The 21072-nt window shown below is 67.5% G+C and carries 16 protein-coding genes; 8 read left to right on the top strand and 8 right to left on the bottom strand.

Translation table 11 applies throughout. The features are described 5' to 3' along the window. Positions 1-7: 7 nt before the first annotated feature. The 3 genes from EER34_RS04160 to EER34_RS04150 are packed head-to-tail and all read left to right on the top strand — an operon-like array spanning position 8 to position 3035. Entirely contained in the window at positions 8-943 is a 936-nt protein-coding gene (locus EER34_RS04160; RefSeq protein WP_164743445.1) for an N-acetylglucosamine kinase, read from the top strand. Next, positions 940-1701 (top strand): sugar isomerase domain-containing protein, encoded by a 762-nt coding sequence (locus tag EER34_RS04155; RefSeq protein ID WP_164743444.1) that lies wholly within the window; start codon positions 940-942, stop codon positions 1699-1701. The genes EER34_RS04160 and EER34_RS04155 overlap by 4 nt, the downstream gene beginning before the upstream one ends. Beyond that, positions 1698-3035 (top strand): protein O-GlcNAcase, encoded by a 1338-nt coding sequence (locus EER34_RS04150; protein ID WP_164743443.1) that lies wholly within the window; start codon positions 1698-1700, stop codon positions 3033-3035. The genes EER34_RS04155 and EER34_RS04150 overlap by 4 nt, the downstream gene beginning before the upstream one ends. Here the strand turns inward: EER34_RS04150 and EER34_RS04145 are convergent. From EER34_RS04145 to EER34_RS04120, 6 genes are read right to left on the bottom strand one after another with little or no spacing between them, the layout of a single operon-like run. Then, on the bottom strand, positions 3022-4023 hold the full coding sequence (locus EER34_RS04145; protein WP_127473281.1) for a Gfo/Idh/MocA family protein: 1002 nt from the start codon (positions 4021-4023) through the stop codon (positions 3022-3024). The genes EER34_RS04150 and EER34_RS04145 overlap by 14 nt on opposite strands. Continuing rightward, a complete protein-coding gene (locus tag EER34_RS04140; RefSeq protein ID WP_164743442.1) occupies positions 4020-5018 on the bottom strand; it encodes a zinc-dependent alcohol dehydrogenase in 999 nt (332 codons plus the stop codon). Before EER34_RS04140 ends, EER34_RS04145 begins: the two co-directional genes overlap by 4 nt. Then, a complete protein-coding gene (locus EER34_RS04135; RefSeq protein WP_127473279.1) occupies positions 5018-5914 on the bottom strand; it encodes a Gfo/Idh/MocA family protein in 897 nt (298 codons plus the stop codon). Before EER34_RS04135 ends, EER34_RS04140 begins: the two co-directional genes overlap by 1 nt. After that, on the bottom strand, positions 5911-6936 hold the full coding sequence (locus EER34_RS04130; RefSeq protein WP_205791358.1) for an N-acetylglucosamine kinase: 1026 nt from the start codon (positions 6934-6936) through the stop codon (positions 5911-5913). The genes EER34_RS04135 and EER34_RS04130 overlap by 4 nt, the downstream gene beginning before the upstream one ends. Next, positions 6915-8213, bottom strand: coding sequence for a family 4 glycosyl hydrolase (locus EER34_RS04125; RefSeq protein ID WP_240642108.1), 1299 nt, complete (start codon positions 8211-8213; stop codon positions 6915-6917). Before EER34_RS04125 ends, EER34_RS04130 begins: the two co-directional genes overlap by 22 nt. Next, the gene (locus tag EER34_RS04120; RefSeq protein ID WP_127473278.1) at positions 8210-9328 is read right to left on the bottom strand and encodes an ROK family transcriptional regulator; all 1119 of its coding nucleotides are present in this window, start codon (positions 9326-9328) and stop codon (positions 8210-8212) included. The genes EER34_RS04125 and EER34_RS04120 overlap by 4 nt, the downstream gene beginning before the upstream one ends. A 613-nt stretch (positions 9329-9941) precedes the next feature. Between EER34_RS04120 and EER34_RS04115 the strand changes: the two genes are divergently transcribed. The 3 genes from EER34_RS04115 (at position 9942) to EER34_RS04105 (ending at position 14433) form a co-directional block, all read left to right on the top strand. Then, a complete protein-coding gene (locus EER34_RS04115) occupies positions 9942-10475 on the top strand; it encodes a hypothetical protein (RefSeq protein ID WP_127473277.1) in 534 nt (177 codons plus the stop codon). 17 nt (positions 10476-10492) lie between these two features. Beyond that, positions 10493-13033 (top strand): hypothetical protein, encoded by a 2541-nt coding sequence (locus EER34_RS04110; RefSeq protein ID WP_127473276.1) that lies wholly within the window; start codon positions 10493-10495, stop codon positions 13031-13033. Between the two features lie 626 nt (positions 13034-13659). Then, positions 13660-14433, top strand: coding sequence for a glucosamine-6-phosphate deaminase (locus EER34_RS04105; protein WP_127473275.1), 774 nt, complete (start codon positions 13660-13662; stop codon positions 14431-14433). A gap of 1132 nt (positions 14434-15565) precedes the next feature. Here EER34_RS04105 and EER34_RS04100 read toward each other — a convergent pair. Both EER34_RS04100 and EER34_RS04095 read right to left on the bottom strand, forming a co-directional pair. Beyond that, complete coding sequence (locus EER34_RS04100) at positions 15566-16879, bottom strand: Nramp family divalent metal transporter (RefSeq protein ID WP_127473274.1); 1314 nt, start codon at positions 16877-16879, stop codon at positions 15566-15568. Positions 16880-17001: 122 nt separating this feature from the next. Continuing rightward, positions 17002-17937, bottom strand: a complete 936-nt coding sequence (locus tag EER34_RS04095) for a dihydrodipicolinate synthase family protein (protein WP_205791356.1) — start codon at positions 17935-17937, stop codon at positions 17002-17004. Positions 17938-18149: 212 nt separating this feature from the next. Here EER34_RS04095 and EER34_RS04090 point away from each other — a divergent pair, with 212 nt between their 5' ends. Together EER34_RS04090 and EER34_RS04085 are read left to right on the top strand one after the other, a co-directional pair. Further along, positions 18150-19136: a LacI family DNA-binding transcriptional regulator gene (locus tag EER34_RS04090; protein ID WP_240642107.1), complete on the top strand. Its 987-nt coding sequence runs from the start codon at positions 18150-18152 to the stop codon at positions 19134-19136. Positions 19137-19651: 515 nt separating this feature from the next. Beyond that, complete coding sequence (locus EER34_RS04085; RefSeq protein ID WP_164743441.1) at positions 19652-21061, top strand: MFS transporter; 1410 nt, start codon at positions 19652-19654, stop codon at positions 21059-21061. Positions 21062-21072: the final 11 nt, after the last annotated feature.

Here is a 21072-nt window from a genome sequence, read left to right as displayed (position 1 = left end):
GAGCGGCATGACGGCCGCGGTGGATGTCGCCGTCGACGGCGGTCAGACGGGGATCCGGGTGCGCGTCACCGGAGCTGCGGAACCCGTCGTCGTGGAGGGCCTGGGGCGACTCGAGGGCGACCTCGGAGAGGGCCTGATCGACCGCATCCGCCGCTGCCTCACCCACCTCCCCGGCGGTATCCCGGCGATCCGCCACATGGTGCTCGGCCTGACGACCCTGCCGGCTTCTTCGAGCGAGCGCGAAGAGCTGGCCGCTCGCGTCGGCCTTGCGCTCGGCGCCGAGCGGGTGTCGGTTGCCGCGGACGCCTTGACGGCGCACGCGGGCGCCTTCTCCGGCGCTGCCGGTGTGGTTCTCACCGTCGGAACGGGCATCGCCTGCATCGGCTTCGATCCCGGCGTCGACGGGTTCCGCCTCGTGGATGGCGACGGATTCCTCCTCGGGGATGCCGGCAGCGGCTTCTGGATCGGGAGCCGCGGAGTGGAGGCGGCCCTGCGGGCAGCGGACGGCAGGTCGGGACCGACCTCGCTCTCCGAGGCCTGCAGGGCGCGGTTCGGCGTCGAGGCCGGACTGGCTGCGCGCCTGCATTCGCTTCCGCGCCCTGTGGCCTCGATTGCAGCGTTCGCCGTCGACGTGCTGGATGCCGCGCGCGGCGGCGATGCCGTCGCCCTGGCCATCGTGGACGAGGCCGCGGACGAGCTTGCTCGCACGGCGCGCGCCGCTTCTGCAGTGGTGTCGACCCGGCCGGTGCGGATCGCGATGAGCGGCAGGCTGGTGGCGCCGGGCACGCCGCTGCGCGCGCAGCTGGAGGCGCGGTTCGCGCACGATGGTGAGCGTGAGATCGCCCCTGCCGCGGGCGATCCCCTCGACGGCGCGTGGGCGCTCGTGACCGAGACGCTGGGGGACGCCTACGATCACCACATGACCGGATGGAGAGCCCCATGATCGATCAGAACGCCGAGGCGCTCTCGGCGCCGGCTGCGAGCTATCTCGCCCACGCCGCATCGCTCCTCGCGCGACTGGCGGACGAGCAGCACGAGTCTCTGGCCGTGGCTGGTCGTGCGGTCGCGCGCACCCTTATGCGTGACGGGCTCGTGCACATCTTCGGGTCGGGGCATTCGCACATGCTGGCGCTGGAGGCCTTCTACCGTGCCGGCGGCCTGGCCGCTGTCGACCCGGTGCTCGTCGAATCGCTGATGCTGCACGGGAACGCCGTCCTGTCCACCGCGCTGGAGCGGACTGCCGGGATCGGCGACGCCGTCTTCGCCGACATCGATCCCGGGCCCGATGACACGTTCATCCTCGTCTCCAACTCGAGCCGCAATCAGGTCGCGATCGAACTGGCGCGCGCCGCGCAGGCTCGGGGGCTGACCGTCATCGGCATCCTCAGTCGCGCTCACGCGGAGTCCACGGCCGCCGTGGCACACTCGCCGGGTCTGCTCGAGCTCGCCGACATCGTCATCGACAACCTCGGGACGGCGGGCGACGCCGCCACGGCGGTGCCCAGCATCCCAGCGCCGATGGGGCCGACCTCGACCGTCACGGGGGCCGCGATCCTCCACGCGATCGCCATCGAAGCGTCTGCCATCGCGGTGGCCTCGGGCAGCGTCCCCGCCGTGTTCACCTCGAGCAACATCCCCGGCGGCGACGCGCTCAACGTCGAGGCCGTCGCCCGCTATCGCTCCCGGGTGCGATCGCTGTGAGCGGGATCGAGACCAAGGGCATCGTCGAAGGCTTCTATGGCCGTCCGTGGACCACCGACCAGCGCCTGGACATGGTCGATTTCATCGCCGAGATCGGCATGAACACCTATGTGTACTCGCCGAAGGACGATCCCTTCACACGTCGTCGCTGGCGCGAGCCCTATGACCGCGCGGCGGCCGACGAACTGCAGATCCTCACCGATCGCGCGCGGGCGGCAGAGATCTCCCTCTCCTACGGGCTGTCCCCGGGCCTGTCGATGCGGTACGCAGAGCCGGACGATACCGCGGCGGTCCACGCGAAGCTCGACTCCGTCCGCGAACTCGGCATCACCGATGTCGCGCTGTTCCTCGACGACATCCCCTGGCGCCTCCAGCACCCCGGCGACGTGGCGGCTTTCCCCGACCTCGTGGCGGCTCAGCTCTCCCTGGTCCGCTCGCTCGAGCGCGCGCTCGACAGCGCCGGCGGAAGCAGGCTGACGGTCTGCCCGACGCTGTACTGCGGCCGCGGGGACGAGCCGTACATCGCGGCGCTGGGTTCGGGCCTGCACCCGCACACGCGCCTGTTCTGGACGGGCCGTGCGATCTGCTCGCCGGAGCTGGATGCCGCCGACGCCGACGTCTTCGCCCGCGCGACCGGTCGCCGACCCCTCTATTGGGACAACTTCCCGGTGAACGATGTGGCGATGACCGGCGAACTCCACATCGGGCCCTATCTCGGGCGGGATCCTCGCCTCAGCGAGGCTGCGGCCGGAATCATCGCCAACCCCATGCCGCTCGCCGAGGCGTCCAAGATCGCGCTCGCCGGCGTCGCCGACTTCTGCCGAGACCCGGAGGGCTTCGATCCCGAGAAGAGCTGGGATGCCGCGCTCGGTCGAGTCAGCGGCGCCCGGGATGCGGCGGACTTCCGCGAGTTCGCGGATGCCTTCCGCGGGTCGGCGCTGTGCACGGACGACGCACCACGGCTGGGCGACACGCTCGACCGCTTCGCGTTCCGGTACGAATTCGACGACCGGGCAGCCGCCGTCTCCGAGCTGCGAGCGGAGCTTCAGCGGCTGGCCGGTGTGGCGGACCGGATGAGGCGGCTCGACAACGCGGCGCTCGGCGCGGAGATCGCGCCCTGGATCGAGCAGTACACGCGGGGGATCGACGCCCTCATCGTTGCCGTCGACAGTCTCGATGCTTCCGGCTCGGGCGGGCCGCCCGAGGTGATCGGCGCCGAGCGGGACGCCGTCTTCGCACGGCTGCAGGGACTGCGGTCGACGGGTCTTCGCGCCTTCGGCGATCGGGTCGACATGTTCCTCTCCGACATCGTCGGCGAGTTCAGCTCCCGCTGATCGGCACCCTCACGCGCTCTCGCCACGAGCGGGTGGCCGCCTCGAGGACGACCGCCTGGTGGATCGCATCGTCGATGGGGAACAGCAGCTCGCCGTCGCCACGCACCGCGGCGTCGAAGCACGCGACCTGGAGGGCGTAGTGATCGGCCGGCGGCACCGCGATCACCCGTGAGTCGTCCCCTTCGCCCAGGACGATGCCGGCGTCATCCGTGGCAGAGCAGAGGAACGCGCGGGGGATCTCGATCCAGCCTCGGGACCCGATGACGGTGACCGTGTCACGATCGCCATTCCACATTCCCAGCTGCGCGGTTGCGCCGACGCCGCCGGGAAACTCGAGGAGCAGCGAGGTGCTCATGTCGATGTCGCCATGGACGGCGGAGCTCATCGCATGGGCGGTGACTGCCTCCGGCTCGGCGCCGATCAGGGTACGGGCCACGTGCACTGCGTAGCATCCGACGTCGTAGATCGCCCCGCTGCCAGGAGCTCCCTGGAATCCGGAGTGGCCGAGCTCGCCGGACGCATCGAAGGTGAACGTCACGTGGATCGAGCGGATGTCGCCGATGGTGCCGTCCGCGATCAGGCGCCGGACGAGGTGGTAGCGCGGATGATGCGCGTACATGAACGCCTCGGCGAGGTGCACACCGGCCGCGGCCGCGGCATCCGCCATCTCCCTGGCCTCGCTCGCGGTGACGGCGAGGGGCTTCTCGCACAGGACGTGCTTGCCCGCGGCGACGGCCCGCAGCGTCCACAGAGCGTGCTGTGCGTTCGGAGTGGGCAGGTAGACGGCGTCGACCTTGGGGTCCGTCAGCAGAGCGTCGTACCCGACGTACGGGTCGAGGCGCTCGGTCGCGGCGACGTCTCGAGCCCGCCCCTCGTTGCGACTGGCGACGCCCAGAAGCTCTGCGCCAGGGCAAGCGCGGATCGCCGGAACCATGGCTGCGTTGATGCCCGCCACGCCCAGCACACCCCATCGAATGACGTCGGTCATCTCCGGTCTCCCCAATCGATGAGCACCCCGAGGTGGGCGGTGCGGTCGCGCTCTAGCGCCCGATACAGCTCGGGTGCGCCCTCCAGCGTCACGCGGTGGGTCGTGAGCGCGGACAGATCCATCCGCCTGTCCACGACGTACTGGAAGAAGACCGCGAGCATCGCGGCCGTGCTCCAGGGATCGGCGGGTGTCGGCATCTCCGCCGCGGTCCCGGCGTGCACGCCGATGATCGAGATGCCGTCGGCGACGATGCGTGGGCCGAGGTGCTGCAGGCTCGGACGCGGAGCGTCGCCCACGAGCACCAGCCTGCCCAGCGGCCGCACCAGCTCGGATGCGCCGGCCAAGGCAGCGGGGTGCCCCGTCACATCGAGCACGACGTCGAAGGAGCCTCGGAGGGTTTCGACGGCGTCGGCTACGGTCATCGACAGGACTTCATCGGCGCCCCCGGCGACCGCGAGAGCTAGCCGGTCGGCGTCGGTGTCGATCGCGACGATCCGGCGGGCGCCGGCGATGCGCAGATAGCGCACGAGCAGCTGCCCGAGCAGGCCGAGGCCGATGACCGCCGCCGTCTCGCCGAAGGCGAAGCCCGCGCGCCGCAGGGCCCACTGCGTCGTGACAGCGAGCGATGCCCACGCCGCATGGTCATCCGGGACGCCGTCGGGTATCGGGACCACGTCACGCGCGGCAGTGAGGAACGCCTCCGCGTGCGGCGTGAAGGAGAACACACGGTCTCCGGGGCGGAAGGCCGTCACCTCCGGCCCGACCGACTCGACACGCGAGACCATCGAGTAGCCGGGAGCGAACGGATACTGCACCCATTCCTCCCAGAACGTCCGCGGATCGAACTGCCCGCGCAGGCAGGTCAGCTCCGTGCCGACGCTCACGAGCGAGACCTCCGCGGCGCAGCGGAGCTGGCCGGAACCGGGCGGGTCGACCTCCGCGGCGAGGATCTCGATCTCGCCCGGCGCAGGGAAGCTCAGGCTGCGTGCGTGCATCAGAACACTCCCGTCAGCTGCGCCTCGGCGTCGGCGAGGACGCGGACGACGTCGCGTCCGAACCGCACATCGCATTCGTGCGAGCGATCTCCGGACTCGATCAGGCGGCCCAGGTCTTCGTACGCAGTCACAAAGGCGGCGACGGGGTCTACATCGTCGACCGTCACCGACGCACGGCCGGCCGTGCCCCACAGCAGCGTCGAGAAGCCGTCGGCGGCGTCGGGCGCCCGGAGCGTCATCGTCACCGTCGAGGTGCGCCCGTCGTCGTGCGAGAGGATCAGGTGCACCAGATCGCCCTCGCCGGCCTCGGCGCGGACCGCGCTGATGGGACCGATCGTCTTCCACAGCACCGAGATGGCGTGCGGTCCGAGGTCCCAGAGGCCGCCCTTGTCGTGGCGCCACGGCGTGTTGAAGGGGTTCTCGTCATTGAGGGCCGACCCGAGCCACAGCCCGGCGCCGCCCGTCCATCGCCGTCCGACGCGCACCTCATCGATGAGCCGCCGCACTCGCGGGTCGTAGAGCATCGTGAACATCACGATCGTCGCGACGCCGTGAGCGTCCGCCGACGCCACCAGGCGATCGGCGTCCCCCAGGCTCGTCGCGATCGGCTTCTCGAGCGCGACATGCTTGCCGGCCCGGATGGCGCGCACGGCGAGCTCTGACTGCAGCTGCGGCGGAACGGCGAAGGTGACGGCATCCACCTGCGCGAGGAAGGCGTCGAAGTCGGTGCCCGCATGCGGGGCGCCGTGGCGCTCAGCGAGAGCGGCCGCCCGTCCGGCGTCGCGACCCCACACCGCCGCCAGGTCCCAGGAGGGGGCGGCGGCGGCGGCTGTGGCGTGCGTCACGTCGGCCCAGTACCCGGTGCCGACAAGACCCAGCCGGAGCGATGCGGTCACACCCGCGCTTCCTGTCGCGTGGCGAGGCTGACGCGCAGGTTCCGGCGCCGCTCGGCGACATCGCCCGGGCGTCCGGTGAGGGCGTCCAGGTGGTCGAGCCCGAGCAGCGCGGAGCCGAGCACGGGCTCCGCGTCCACGATCTCGACGGAGGCGCGGGGAGCGGCGGTGGTGATGGTCGCGATCACCGGGCCGAGGAGAGCGGGATGCCGGCTGGTCAGCATGCCGCCGCCCAGGACGACGTCCACCGGCTCGTCGCCCAGATCGAGGCGGGTGAGCGTGGTGGTCACGAGGAGGCTGATCTCGTCTGCCTGCTGGCGAGCGATCGCCTCGGCGATCGCATCGCCCGCGTCGACGGCCTGGAAGAGAAGGGGGACCACCTCGTGCAGACGGTCGCGATCCACCGTTCCGAGATGCATGCCGGTCGCAACGCCGACTGCGGTGTCCCGCTCGAAGTGGCGGGCGACCAGAGCAGCCAGTCCCGTCGCGGGACCGCGCCCGTCCTCGGCGCGCGTCGCGTGCCAGAGAACCTCTTTGCCGATGCCGAACCCGCCGCCCCAGTCGCCGGTGATCCTGCCCAGAGCCGGGTAGCGCACGTCGGCGCGGCCCGGCGCTCTGCCGACGCAGTTGATCCCGGCGCCGCACACCACGGCGACGGCGGTTGCGGCATCCGTACCGGCCCGCAGCATGGCGAGGGTGTCGTTGCCCACGACGACGTGATCAGCCCAGCCATGCGCAGCGATCGCTTCGGCGATCGCCTCCTCCTCCTCGGGGAGATCCGCGTTGGCGAGGTAGCCCGCGACGACCGACGCGCGCCCGCCCGGCACCGACGCGAGCACCTCGGTCACGGCACCGGCCAGCGAGGCGACGGCGGCCGGGGCTCCGACGATGTGCGGCACGAAGGCGCCCGCTCGCGCGCGGGTGATGACGGTACCGTCCTCGGCGACGAGGAGGACGTCGGTCTTGCTGTTGCCGCCGTCCAGGGCGAGCAGGCAAGGTTCGTTCAGCGGGCCCACGGCAGCCACTCCAGGTTCTCGGTGATGAGCGTGTCGGCGAGCGCCTGAGCGGTCTCGTACTGCCCGATGAGCGGGTGTGCCAGCAGGGCGCGCACGACGCGGTCACGGCCGCCCTGGATCGCTGCATCGACGCCGAGCTCCTCGTAGCGGGCGACGTGCGCGATCAGCCCGGAGGCGAGCGCCGGGACCGGGGGTGCGGCGCGCACGCGCAGCGTGCCGGGCCCCACCTCCACCCTCGTCTCGATGATCGCGTCGGCGTCCAGGAACGGAAGCGTTCCCCGATTGCGCACATTCACGATGTGGTCGCAGACCGCTCCCGTGCCCAGAAGGCTCGAGAGGAGCCCGATCGCGGCTTCGGAGTAATACGCACCACCCCGCTGAGCCAGCTGCGCCGGCTTCTCGGCGAGTTCGGGATCCGCATAGCGGGCCAGCAGCTCACTCTCGATCGCGGCCACCTCCAGGGCGCGCGACGGCGCGGTGCGCGCGTGCTCGACGAGCGCGTCGTGCGCAAGGTAGTACCGCAGGTAATAGGAGGGAATGAAGCGCTCGGTCCTGAGGAGGTCGAGCGGGAGTTCGGTCTCGCGGACGAGAGCCGCGCCATGCTCGTCGAGGAGACGATCGAGGACCTCGGTCGCAGTGCCGTCCTCATGGCGCACTCGCGCGCCCAACTCCCAGCTGAGGTGGTTGAGTCCAACGTGGTCGAGTTCAACGGCCTCGGGCGCAACCCCGAGCTCGGCCGCGAACAGTCGCTCGAAGCCGATCGCGACGTTGCACAGTCCGACCGCGCGGTGCCCGGCATCCAGCAGTGCACGGGTCACCATGCCGACCGGGTTGGTGAAGTTCACGATCCAGGCGTCAGGGTTGACATCGCGAACCCGCGCGGCGATGTCGAGCACGACGGGGATGGTGCGCAGCGCCTTCGCGAGGCCACCTGCCCCTGTCGTCTCCTGGCCGATGCAGCCGCACTCCAAGGGCCACGCCTCGTCTCGGGCGCGCGCCGTCTGACCGCCGACGCGCAGCTGCAGGAGCACCGCGTCGGCGCCCACCGCGGCATCTTCGAGGCTCGTGGTGGCTTCGACGGTGCAGTCACTGCCCGCAGCGGCGAGGATGCGCGCAGACAGGCCGGCGACCACGCGTGCCCGCGCGAGGTCGGGGTCCACGAGGATCAGCTCCTTGACAGGGAGGGACTCTCGGAGCCGAGCGATCCCGTCCGCGAGTTCGGGCGTGTAGGTGGATCCGCCGCCCACGACCACGATCCGCAGGGCGCGCAGTGTCGCGTTGCTCATGTGGTGAACACCGATTCCCTCGCGAGGTCGAGACTCAACAGCATCGCGCCTTCGAGGATCGGCGCGTCTGCGACGGCGGCCAGGCCCAGCGGAGGGGCGCTGATGACCAGCCGGTCCAGGTGCGCCGCCACGGCGTCACGCAGTCGGCTGCCGCCGATACGGGCCACTTCGCCCGCAAGGATGAGGCGTGAGGGGTCGACGAGCGCGATGACTGATGCGAGGCCGAACGCGTAGCGCTGGGCGATCTCCTGGATCGTCTCGGCCGCACCGGCATCTGCGAGCAGGGCGGCGATGGCATCAGCAGTGGAGCCCACGGGGTGGCCGGCATCGGCGGCGAACTCGCGCAAGGCGTCCGAGCCGACGAGACCCTCGAACGCGCCCTTTGACCGATGCTCGCCATCGAGGCGCGAGCCAGGGGGGAGCAGGAACGCCGCTTCGCCCGCGGCGCCTCGGCTGCCGCGGAACAGCGAGCCGTCCATCATGAGCGCGCCGCCGATGCCTTCATCGAGCCACAGGAGGAAGAAGCTCTCTCCAGCGACGTCGGAGGCTCGGTGCTCGGCGAGCGCGACCAGGTTCACGTCGTTTTCGAGAGACACCGCGGCCTTCCCGAGATGGCGACGCAGTTCCTCGCCGATGCCGGGCTGCTGCCAGCCGGGGAGATGCTCCGCGTAGCGGAGCAGATCCTCTGCGACATCGTACGAGCCAGGGACCGCCACCACGATGGCGTCGAGCTCATCGACGGCGATCCCCGCGATGCCGCAGGCGCCGGCGAGGACCTGTGCGACGTTCTCGGGTCCGCGTGGGTCGGGGAGCTGCGTGATCTCGAATTCCGCGACCACGACGCCACTGATGTCGGCGATGCGCGCCGAGATCGACTCGGGACGAACATCCACGGCGGCGGCGTGCCCGGCGCCCGGATTGATCGCGTAGAGCTGCGGCGCCCGGCCGCCGGGGCCGGTCTCGCCGTAGCCGCTCGGAAGGACCAGCCCGCTTTCCTCGAGACGGGTGAGCAGCTGTGACGCGGTCGGCTTCGACAGTCCAGTGAGGTCGCGTACGTCGCCGCGGCTCAGGGTGCCGCGTTCTATGAGAAGGTCGAGGACGACCCGGTTGTTCATGCTGCGAAGCAGTCCGGGTTGAGCCGGAGCTGGGGCTCGGCTGTCACCCCGTGAGCTGAAAGTCACAACGCCTCCGCGTGGTTAGGAAACTTTACTATCTCACGTTAGCGGCGAGTTGCGGCCACTGTCAATGCGCCGGGCCGAGCCGCGCACGGATGCTCCTCTGGCCGCGCGGTGCTCCTCGATCCGGGGCATCTCGGCCGTCATCCACATGGAGGATAGCGGGGGCGTCACCACGTGCCCGTACTGAGACCGAGCATGACGCGCTGACAATCTTGGGGAGCGCGCGAGCAGCGCGGCAAGCGGATGACAAAGGCCGGGATCGACGCTGGTGGCGTCGGGTTCAGGACCCGTTCTCGTCGAGATCCGCAATCCCGGCGACGACTCGATGGCGACCGTCTCGCTCACTGCGCGCCGCGAACGCCGGCCGCCACCGCGGGCCCTGTTGGCGCGGAGCCGACCGTTGACACCGCGATCCGCGGCGGCTAACTTCCAGATAGTAAAGTTTCCTAACTTGACGGAGGGTCGCAGTGCAGCGGACTGACGAAAGCTCGAAGTGAACGTCGAATCGAATACGGCGTCATTGCAACATCACAACCAGGAAGGAAAAGACATGCGCATCAAATGGAAACCAGCGATTCTCATCCTCGCCCTACTCGCCTGCCTCATGGGAGCGTCGCCCGTCTTCGCCGCCCCGCCCGCGCACGCAGGGAAGGCGACAGTTCTCTACACCTACGATGAGGCGCTGAGCAAGCTCGGTTCATCCGATGCGGAGGCCTCCGTGAAGGAGTACATCGGCTTTGTTCGGGATGCGACGTATCATCCCGCGACCGCGAACCCGGGCGTCGATATGCCCGCAGACCTCTCCAACGCCGGCACCTTCGTCAACCACGAATTTGATGTCAAGCCGTCGCTTTTCCCAGCGCTTCGCGGTGTGAACACCTCGGTTCTCGACCACAACCGCAAGCACCTGTGGATCGGCACCGATGACGGCGTTACGAAGATCAACCTGAAAAGCAACAAGATGACGGAGTACCAGGCAGACGACAACCAACTCGTCGACGACAAAGTGCTACTGCTCATCTCCGATGGCGGCAAGGGCGTGTTCGCGATTACGGAATCCGGCGTTGCCCGGATTTCCCAGTGAGGAAGGAGAGCGACTCCATGTCAATCATGAACAAGAAGCTCAAAACGCTGATCGGCAGTGCTACAGCCGCCGCTCTGCTGCTCTCGTTGCCTGCAATGCCGGCGCTGGCGGCCAAGCCGCAGACATCCTCGTTCTCTGCGGTCAAGCTGGAACCCGCTCGCACGAAAGAGGTCACCTACTACGGGCCCGGGACGACAACGCCACAGATACGGTGGGTAACCGACGGGACGGCGCCGAAGTTCCTGCCGATCGCAGTGACTGATGACGTCACGAGTGTGGTGAAGGACGCAGAGGGCGTCTACTGGATCGGAACCGAGAACGGACTGCAGCGCGTCAACTTCGAAGAAGAGGATGAGCGTGACATCGTGCAGTATTTTGCTGGACCGCGCTACATGTTCGACGGTGACGATCATGTGACTGCGCTGGCCAGCGACGGGCAAGGCGGCGTTTGGGTTCAGAATGCGCGAGGTATTACGCATATTGCGATGCCGTTCAAGACGCTGCAGGAGAAAGCCGCCGCCTATGAAGATATCATTCAGGCGGTTCATGATCGCCGAGGGATGACCTCGGATGCGCGGTTCACCTTCACCCCCACCGACGCGACTCGCGGGATCAACTACAACGACGGCGCGTTCGAATCGCTTGCAGAAACGTCCGACAACGACGGACTGTGGACGGCGATGTACGCCATCGGTGAGATCTACCGTTACAGGACGTTGCTCGAGCAAGGCGGTTCGCGAGCGGAAATCGCTGCGGCGAAGAGTGCCGCGCTTCGCGCCACGAAAGCGGTGCTGCTGCTCGACTACGTGTCCGGCCGTGGCAATGGCTTTCCGGCACGCTCGTACATGCTGACGAGCGAAGCGGGAGCGCAGACATCTGACGGCACGGACTTTGGCTACCAGAGCCAGAACGGATTCTGGTTCCATCCTGTGATGGACGGCTCGCCGAATCCGAATGGCGTCATTCCGAGCATGGAGCGTTTCGATGAGGACAACAACCCCATCGAGCCGATCGGCTACTCGATCGCCCGTGTGACCAAAGATGCGATGACCAAGATCGGCGGCAAGCTGTTCCCTTCAGGGGGAGAAGGCGAGATGAACTACAACGGCCTTACGCTGACGGCGGATGCGGTAGCGAAGCTGAACGCTTCACGACCTGCCGAAGCACAACTGGGCACTGACATCTATGTGGAAGTGAACGATTCGGTGCAGCAGGTGCTTCCTGTCATCACCTCGGCCACCAATACCAAGCTGAAGCCGAGTGCTGACACTTCGACGAGCGCCACGAACCCGCCCCTGTTCCAGCTCACAGTGCCCGTTTACGAGCAGATCCCGACGTTCTTCAACGACTTGTTCCCAGAGTCGGCGATCAAGAACGGCAACATTGACATGAGCAAGATCGTCTATAAGGCAGACACGTCGTCTGACGAAGTCATCGGACATTATGCTCTGTTCTTTGCAGCCAACGAGTACCTGGTGGGCGATAGTCACGATCCGGAAATGCTCGCGCTCAAGGGCGTCATCGAGCAGTCGACCGAACGTATGACTGACCTGGTCTTGAAAGACGACCACTTCTACATCGAAGACGCGACCGGCAAATCGACGCTGTGGTCCAAGTGGTTCGCGAAGTATTTCAACGACACGACCGGTGCGATGGAGCAGCGTCCGGAATGGGCCTCCAACGTCGGCGTCGACGCGGACGGCGAAGATTCGCTTTCATACGGCTTCGAGGATGCGCCCCTGAATGCGCTGGAAGTGATGTCCATCCTCAAGACAGCCGGCAACATCATCGGCAAGCAGGAATACAAGGACGCCTATGATCTGCTGTTCGACGCTTCGGGATACAGCAAGGAAGAGCCGTACATCAACGGCAAGGGCTATATCGGCATGGCGAACGAATATATTGACCGCCGTCTCGTGAGGCAAGCGACGAATGCGTACGGGATCAACAATAATGAATTGGTGACCCGAGACAATTATGAAGCTGCGTATGCCGAAGCCGGTGACGACATCCAGGCTCGTTCCAACATCAACGCCACCTTGCATAATGATTGGACACAGTACATCAACTACTCCGACGAGGAGTTGGCTTGGTTCGCGCTGTATCCGCTCATCTTGCAGGAGAACGATCCGACCAAGCGCCCGCAGATCGTCACGGCATTCGATCAGTGGTACGTGAATGAGGTGCGCGAGCAGAATCCGTACTATACGTTCCTGTACCAGCTGGCACACCCGGAACGAAAGGACATCGATCTGCAGTCGGCCGTTCGATACTTGTCGCGGCAGTACGAGTATCAGATCGAATTCCCGATGCAGATGAACCGCCAGGATGTCTTCTATATCGAACCGGGCGATCGCGACGATTACAAGCAGACGAACTACGTTCTGCCGCCTGACGAGCGACCTGCAATGAAGAACAACGGGAATCCATTCGAAGCCGAGAACTCGACCACGGGGGTTTATCCCAATTACGACTACAATAGCGGGGAGTTTGTCGTCGGATTTACGTTCACATTGCCCTACTGGATGGGCCGTTACCACGGCATCATCAAGGAGTAGCGCGACGCGAGCCGCATGAGAAGACCACCACACTGGCGTGTGACAACGTCGTGTGGTGGTCTTCTCAGTCATATAGGAAGAGCGCGAATCTGCTCGATCAGCAAACAGGTCCTGAGAGAACTCGCGTCGGAACCGCCTCATCAGATCACCGACGACGCGTGAACCCTTGAACCCCGAGTAGGTCCACCGCCATCCCACGAGTTCCCGCGCGCGACGGCTATCCGAACTCCGGTAGCCGTGAGACGCGAACTGCAGCGGGCGCGGGCGTTGACACGTTCACCCCGGCCACTAAGGTCGAGATAGTAAAGTTTCCTAACCTCCGGGAGGATCGCGATGAACGCATCGGTACCAGGCGACAGCCGCGGCCCGGCACCCGCACAGCCAAGCCTGCTACGCAATCTGAATGGCCGTGTCGTGCTCGACCTTCTGATCGAGCACGACACGTTGAGCCGCAGTGACGTGCGCACGCTCACAGGGCTCTCGACGCCCAGCGGGTCGTTGCTGCTCCAGCGGCTGGAAGAGAGAGCGGTCTCGGGGGCCCGAGCGGGTTCGGCGATACTGGTCCGGAGGCCGTGCACCGCAGCGCTTCGACGGCGGCATCACTCAGGGAGCGCTGAAGTAGCGTGATGAGGGTTCATCTCACCACAACGGCGCAGGACCTTGGCGCCCTCTCGGCCGAACTCGTCCGGAGAGTTTCGGGCTTGCGTGTGCTCGGCGTGGCGACCGGGTCCTCCCCGGCGCCGCTCTGGGCGGCCCTCGCCGCGGATAGCGGAGGACTCGCCCCCCGCGCCGTGTTCGCCCTGGATGAGTACGTCGGACTTCCGCCAGGGCACCCAGCGGGCTATCGCGCAGTAGTCGATGCGACCGTGACCATTCCTCTGGGTCTCGATCCTGCACGCGTGCACGTCCCGGACGGGAATGCACCGGACCTAGAGCTCGCAGCCGCGGAGTTCGAGACGGCCATCGGTCGCGCCGGGGGAGTCGACCTGCAGGTGCTGGGAATTGGCCGAAATGGACACATCGGATTCAACGAACCCGGGTCAAGCGTCGACTCCCGGACTCGCGTGGTGGAACTGGCCGACCAGACGCGGCACGACAACGCGAGGTTCTTCTCGTCGGCCGATGCTGTCCCCACGCTCGCCGTGACTCAGGGGATCGCAACGATCATGTCCGCGCGACGAATACTGCTCATCGCACGCGGAGAGTCCAAAGCCGACGCCGTCGAGAGACTCCTGTCCGGTGGCACCGACCCTTCGTTCCCGGCGTCGATCCTGCACGAGCACGACGAGGTCACAGTGCTCCTCGATGCATCGGCTGCTCGGCAAACCTTGCCCGATATTCCGTCCCGTCGGTTTGCCTCTGCCGGCGAGACGGAACCGCACCCCTCGGCACGGTCGTGAGGCATAGCCCGTTCAGGGAGCGATCGGGATCGTCTGCCGAGACCGCATGGCACGCGTCCATTCCGCCGCGTGGGTGCGCTCGGTCTCGAAGATCACCTGCACGTTCGTACGACCGCCGTCCGCTGCCCGAAGCCCCGCACGCACAGAGAGTTCAGGACCTCGACGCGATCCTCACGGACTCGCCGTTCAGTTCGTGTCGCTCCCCACTCCCCTGTCGACGCATGCATCGTTCGGAAAACGCGCACTCTGCGCTGGCATGAACGTGCTGGTCGAAGAGCGCATCGCGACGACCAAGAGATCTGCCCGCGCCGGCGCCGACCGCCCTGCTGATGGTCGGGAAATTCCTGCGCTTCGACCCCGCGCGTGCCCTGGTGGAACGACGAGCGAATTTCAGGCCCCATTGTCGTCGTCGCGACCCATCTTCGACCAGATCCCACAGTGCGCGGAATCAGCAGACCGGACCCTGCCCGTGAGGAAGAACGAATCGCGTTCGCGGTAGAGGCAAGTAGAGGCCGAGAACTCGGTCCCGCGGAAAGTCGCGGTTTCGAGACCGAATGCAGTCGAGTGCAGGCGTGGTGATCTCACTGAGTACGGGTTCAACTCCCACTGTCGATGTCACGCGATGTGCGGGGAAGCAGAGTCAGAGAACGGCCCAGGCGGCTCAGACGAGCCCCAGCGAGCGTGAGAAAAGATTCGAGAAAGCCTCGGTGAACGGTGACGCCCCTGAGCTCGCTTCCGTCACCACGCGAAGCGCGGGAATCCGCATGAATCGCCCTCATCTCTCGCGGGTGGCGACTGCCCCAGCGGAGTTCACATCCCTCCGTCTCCGCCACAAGAAGGCCCGCAATCCCTTGAGAACACTGGGGTCGCGGGGCCTTCAGCATTGCGAGCACGAAAAAGGGAAAGCCGGCCGTCGCATCTGCGATCCGCGGCTACCCGTCCGAGGGCGCCGCGCCGTTGTCACCGGGGAGTCGCAGCTCCGATCACCGTAGGTGTTCCAAGGGAGCGGGGAGGGCGCACAGCGACGAGTCGCAGGTGGGCGTCGCCGGAGCTGCTGGGCCGAGGCCAGCACTCTGCGCACGACGGAGCCTCCCGGATGCGGCATCCGGGAGGCTCCGTCGTCGGGCGTTCGTCAGCCGGCGAGGAACAGTGTCGCGAACAGCCGGATCGACAGCGCGAGCACGGCGGCGAGGCCGACGATGCCCAGGAGGTTCTGCCACCAGCGGTTCTTCATGTCGCCCATCAGCGATGACCGGTTGGCCATGATGATGATCAGCGCGGCGAGCACCGGGGCGATGAAGATGGTCAGCGCCTGAGCGATGACGATCAGTTCGACGGGCGATGCCTGGAAGATCAGCGTGATCACGATGCCGAAGGCGAGGATCGTGGCGCTGACGATCTTGGCCGTGAGTGAGCTGGACGAGGCGCCGCGGCCGAGCCCGTCCGAGAGCATCGCGCCTCCGGCGGTGGCGTTGGCGATCATCGACGAGAATGCGGCACCGAAGAATCCGAGAGCGAAGACCGTGGATCCGATCGGCCCGGCGAGGGGCTCGAAGATCCCCGCGAGAGCGACGATGGTCGGTGCGGCTTCGCCGGTCTTGCCGAGGACCGCTGCGGCGACAACGATCACGAGCGCGGTCATGATGCCGGGGGCGACGATGCCGGGCACGGTGTCGACGATCGTGACGTCGCGGTAGTCAGCCTCGGTGCGGCCGCGCTCCTTGGTTCCGTACGACGTGTAGAACGCGGCGTTGATCGAGAAGTTGGTCCCGACCAACGCCACGATCAGCAGCCAGGAGCCGTCGGGGACGGTCGGGACGAGACCGGATGCCGCGGCCGCCCATGACGGGTTGGAGAGGAACGCCGACACGATGAAGGCGATGGCCATGAGGGCGACGATCGCGACGAGGACCTTCTCGACGACCCGGTAGACGTTGCGCAGGAGCAGCAGCGATGCCACTGCGACCGTGCAGATGATCGTCCACATGACCGGGTTTCCGCCGAACAGCATCGACAGGCCGAGGCCCGACCCGACGGCGTTGCCGACGGAGAAGCAGAGGGTGATCAGGAAGATGCCGATTCCGGCGAGGACGCCGACCCACTTCCCGAGGTGGTCCTTGATCGAGGCGATGAGCGAGACCGGGGACTTGATGCCGAGCCTGACGCTCATGTCGGTGAGGAAGATCATGAGGATCGTCGAGACGACGATGACCCAGATCAAGGCGTACTGGTAGCCGCTCCCCGCCTGGACGGCCGTGGTGAGGTTGCCGGGGCCGAACTGCCATGCGCCGGCGACGAAGGCGGGCCCGATGAGGGCCAGCTGCTGCCAGAAGCTCCGGCGTGTTCTGCGTGTGTCGACGATGCTCTTCATCGTCTCAGTCGAGATGCGGCCGTAGCCAGTGCCGGGCGTGGTGGATGTGTGACGGGTGGTGGTGCGCTCGCTCATGGTGGTCTCCTTCATTGGAGGGCGGCAGGGCCGCGAGTCGTCGTTGACTGGGCGCCACTCGAGTGGCGGGGTGGTTCGGAGGTTGGGGCGGCGACCTTCGCGGCCGCCGCCCCGTCGACGTGTCAGGCCGGGACGGCGACGGTGCCGAGGCCGGCGGAGGCGAACGCGGCCGCGATCTCGGCGGGCGCGCCGTCGGGCAGCGGGAGCAGCGGCGTGCGGACGGTGGCGTGGTCGAGGATGCCGCGGTTGACCAGGCCCCACTTGAGCGCCACGGTGCCCTCCATGTGCGACCCGCGGTGGTAGACGTTCTTCGTCACGGGCAGCAGGCGCTCGTGGATCGCGTGAGCCGCTGCGTAGTCCTTGGCCTTGCCGGCGGCGATGAGCTCGATGAGCGGCTCGGGTGCGATGTTGCCGTACCCGACCAGGAGCCCATCGACGTCGAACATCGTGGGGAGAAGGTACTCGTCGTGGCACGAGAGGATCTGCAGGTCGGGGTACGCGGCGCGAAGCGCGGGGATCTCGGTGTACCAGCGGCGCATGTTGCGGACGCCGTTCTTCGTGGCGAAAACGCCCTCCTGCCCGGCGATCTCGAGCTGTGTGTCGAGGTCGTAGCTGGCCTTGGTGTTGTCCGGGTACTGGAACAGGATGAGCGGCAATCCTGACTCCTCGTAGATCTCCTGGTAGCGGGTCTGCGGGGCGCCCTTCTGATAGCCGAATCGGAGCCAGCCGTGCGAGGGGTAGACGAGACCTGCGGCGGCTCCGGCATCGACGGCGGCCTTCGCCTCGAGCGCCGCGGTCTTGTTCCCCTCCTTGGTGATGCCGGCGATGACCGGCACGCGGCCGTCGGTCGAGGCGACGAACGCGCGGATGACGTCGAGCTGCTCTTCGTCGGTGAGGAACGTGCCCTCACCCGCGTGGCCGAGGACGACGAGACTCTTGACGCCGTCGATCGAACCCAGCCAGGAGCCGAGGCGCTCGATGGCCGCGTAGTCGACGTCGCCGTCTTCGGTGAACGGGGTGATCGGTGCGGGGTTCAGTCCGCGGATGTCGAGGGTCATGATCTGCCTTCCTTGTTTCTCTTCGTCGAGGCCCGGTAGCGTGAGAACGTTATCGGGAACGTTTGCAGGAACGATTGCAATTATGCGAGTAGGATGCCGTCATGTCAACTCCTCCCGCGGAATTCGTTCTGGGCGGCTCCCGCGGTCCGCGGCGGGGTGGCGCAATAGACTCGCCACAGCGATCGGAGGTGGCAGTGACGGGGAGGCGCGCGGTGACCCTTCGCGATGTCGCGGAAGCGGCCGGAGTGAGCATCTCGACCGTCAGCCGGATCCTCGACGACCGCACGCCGAACTCCCGCTCGGCGACGGCCGATCGCGTGAGGCAGACCGCCGACTCGCTCGGCTACCGTCGCAACGCCGCCGCCTCCGGCCTCCGCCGGGGTGCGACCGGCACGATCGGCGTGCTCGTACCCCGGCTGACGGACACGGTCATGGCGCTGATGTTCGAGGCGATCGAGCGCGTCGCTCGATCCCGCGGATACTTCGCCGTCGTCGCAACCGCGGGCGACGAGCCGGACGACGAGCGCCGTGCGACGGAGACCCTCCTCGACCGGGGAGTGGACGCCGTCATGCTCGCCACCGCCCGCCTGGACGACATGCTTCCCGCGTCGCTGCGGGCACGCGGCATCCCTCATGTGCTCGTCCTCCGCACGGACGGGGTGAGCCCCTCGTCGCTCGGAGACGACGAGATGGGCGGCTACCTCGCCGTGCGCCACCTCGTCGATCTCGGCCACCGTGAAATCGCCGTCGTCACCGGTCCGGACTTCACCTCCAGTGCACGGTCGCGCCTGGCCGGCGCTCGCCGCGCCGCAGCCGAGGCAGGCCTCCAGCTCGAACCGGGCCGGATCGTCTCGGGCGGCTACGGTGTTGACGACGGCGTGGTAGCCGGTGAGCACCTCTTCGCTCAGGCGAACCCGCCCACCGCCGTCTTCGCAGCGAACGACAACATCGCGCTCGGGGTCGTCAGCGCGGCAGGCAACGCGGGGCTGACGATCGGCGCAGACGTCTCCATCGTCGGCTACAACGACATCCCTCTCGCCAGCCGACTCTCCGTCCCGTTGACCTCGGTCCGGGTGCCCTTCGACCAGATCGCCGCGACGGCCTTCGACCTCCTCCACGACCCGACGAGCGCGGACGCCGCGGTGCGGCTCGCATTCCCCAGCCTGGTTCCCCGCGCGTCGACGGCACGCTTGCGCTGAGCGCGGCGCGCCCACATATTGCCCACAACCTGCGCAAACAGGTCAACCCAGGTACTTCCGGGCACCCCAACGACTGGCGATCCGTCGACGTGTCGACCGATCAGACCGGGTGCGATCGGTTGGTGAACCCGCGTGCTTCTGCGGTTGGCTGCCCGGAAACGTCGCGGACTTCGGCGGTGTCAAAGACCCGCCGGCCGGGAACTGCACAAGCCACGCGAGGGGTTCAAGTCCCTCCGTCTCCGCCCCAAGAAGGCCCCGCAATCCCTTGAAAACACTGGGATCGCAGGGCCTTCAGCATTGCGAGCAGGGTGCATTGCCCACATTAGGCCGACATTCGCCCCGCACGCGGCATCGATGGGTGAGTTCGGGCTCAAGGTGCGGGAGCGCGCCTGCCCCCCACGTCAATGGCGGGGCCACGCGGCGGTGACTAAGTCCTGACAGCAGCCTGCCCCGGCGGGGGCCGTCGGCGCATGGGAGTCGGCGCGACCCTGACGGCTGGGCGAGAATCGATGATCATGACACAACGCTGGCCGGAATTGCGGCTCGTGCTCACGCTGATCGCGGCTCAGTTCGCGGTGATGCTCGACTCGAGCATCCTGAATGTGGCGCTGCCCTCCATTGCGACCGACCTCGGACTCACGCCGGTCGGAACCGCCTGGGTACTGAACGCCTACTTCCTGACATTCGGCGGCCTGCTGCTCATCTCGGGACGTGCCGCGGACGTCTTCGGCCGACGTCGGCTGTTCCTCCTCGGAGCCGGTGTGCTGGTCCTTGGCTCGGTTCTCGGCGGGTTTGCGACGACCGAGATGGTCCTCATCGGCGCCCGGCTGATCCAGGGCGCGGGTGCGGCGATGCTGAGCCCCGCCGCCATGTCGGTGATCTTGGCCCGGTTCACCGGCCCGGGACGCGCTCGAGCCATGAGTGGCTGGGGCGCCGCATCCACCGTCGGCGGAGCCGCCGGTGTGACGCTCGGCGGCATCCTCACCGCGGCCTTCTCCTGGCAGAGCGTCCTCTTCGTCACCGGTGCGGTCGCTGCCGTCGTCGGCGTGGCCGGATGGATGCTCCTCCCGGCGGAGAAGGCTACGACGAGACGTCCATTCGACGCGGCCGGCGCGGCCCTCCTGACAGGGGCGGCAGTCGCGGTCGTCTTCGGTGTGCTGTCCGCACCGCATCGCGGACTCCTCTCTCTTGAGGTCGTCGGTGCGGCAATCCTCGCGGTCACCTGCGTGACCGGTTTCGTCCTCGTCGAGCGGCGAGCGGCGGACCCCGTCCTGCCCACCGGGGTGCTTCGCGACCCCCGTGTGAGCGGTGGCATCTCGGTGAACCTGCTCGGCGGGGCCGCCCGCATCGCCTGCTTCGTGCTCGTCGCACTGCTGCTGCAGCAGGTCCTCGAGTACGGTCCGGGCCTGGCCGGCCTCGCCATGCTCCCGACATCCCTGGCAGGGTTCCTGATCAGCGTCATCGTGCTGCCCAGGGCGCTCAACAGACTGGGCCCCGAGCGGGTGGCGCTCATCGGGCTCCTCCTTCTCGCACTGGCGCATCTCATCTTCGCGACCGTCGACAGTGGGGACTCGTATCTGCTGCGCGTCCTGCCGGCGCTCGTGATCGCTGCCGCAGGCGTTGCGTTCAGCTTCACCCCGACGACCCTCGTCATCTCCGAAGGCATCGCCGCCCAGAACTCCGGAGTCAGCTCAGGCCTCGCGTCCGCGACCGCGCAATTGGGAGGAGCCATCGGAATCGCCGTCTTCGGCGCACTCGACGCCGCGGGCCGAGCAGCCGTACTCGAGGCAGGTGGTACATCTCTGGCGGCTGCGGAAGCCGGACTTCAGGCTGCCAACCTGGCCGCGGCCGTCGCCGCTGGGCTGGCTGCGGTGATCGCACTGACCACCTTCCCTGCACTGACGACGGCGCGCACGAGTACCTGATCCTCGAGCCG

The sequence above is a fragment of the Microbacterium sulfonylureivorans genome (assembly GCF_003999995.1).
GTDB lineage: Bacteria > Actinomycetota > Actinomycetes > Actinomycetales > Microbacteriaceae > Microbacterium > Microbacterium sulfonylureivorans.
Note: the sequence above shows the minus strand (reverse complement) of the source record. Positions and strands in the feature narration are given on the sequence as shown.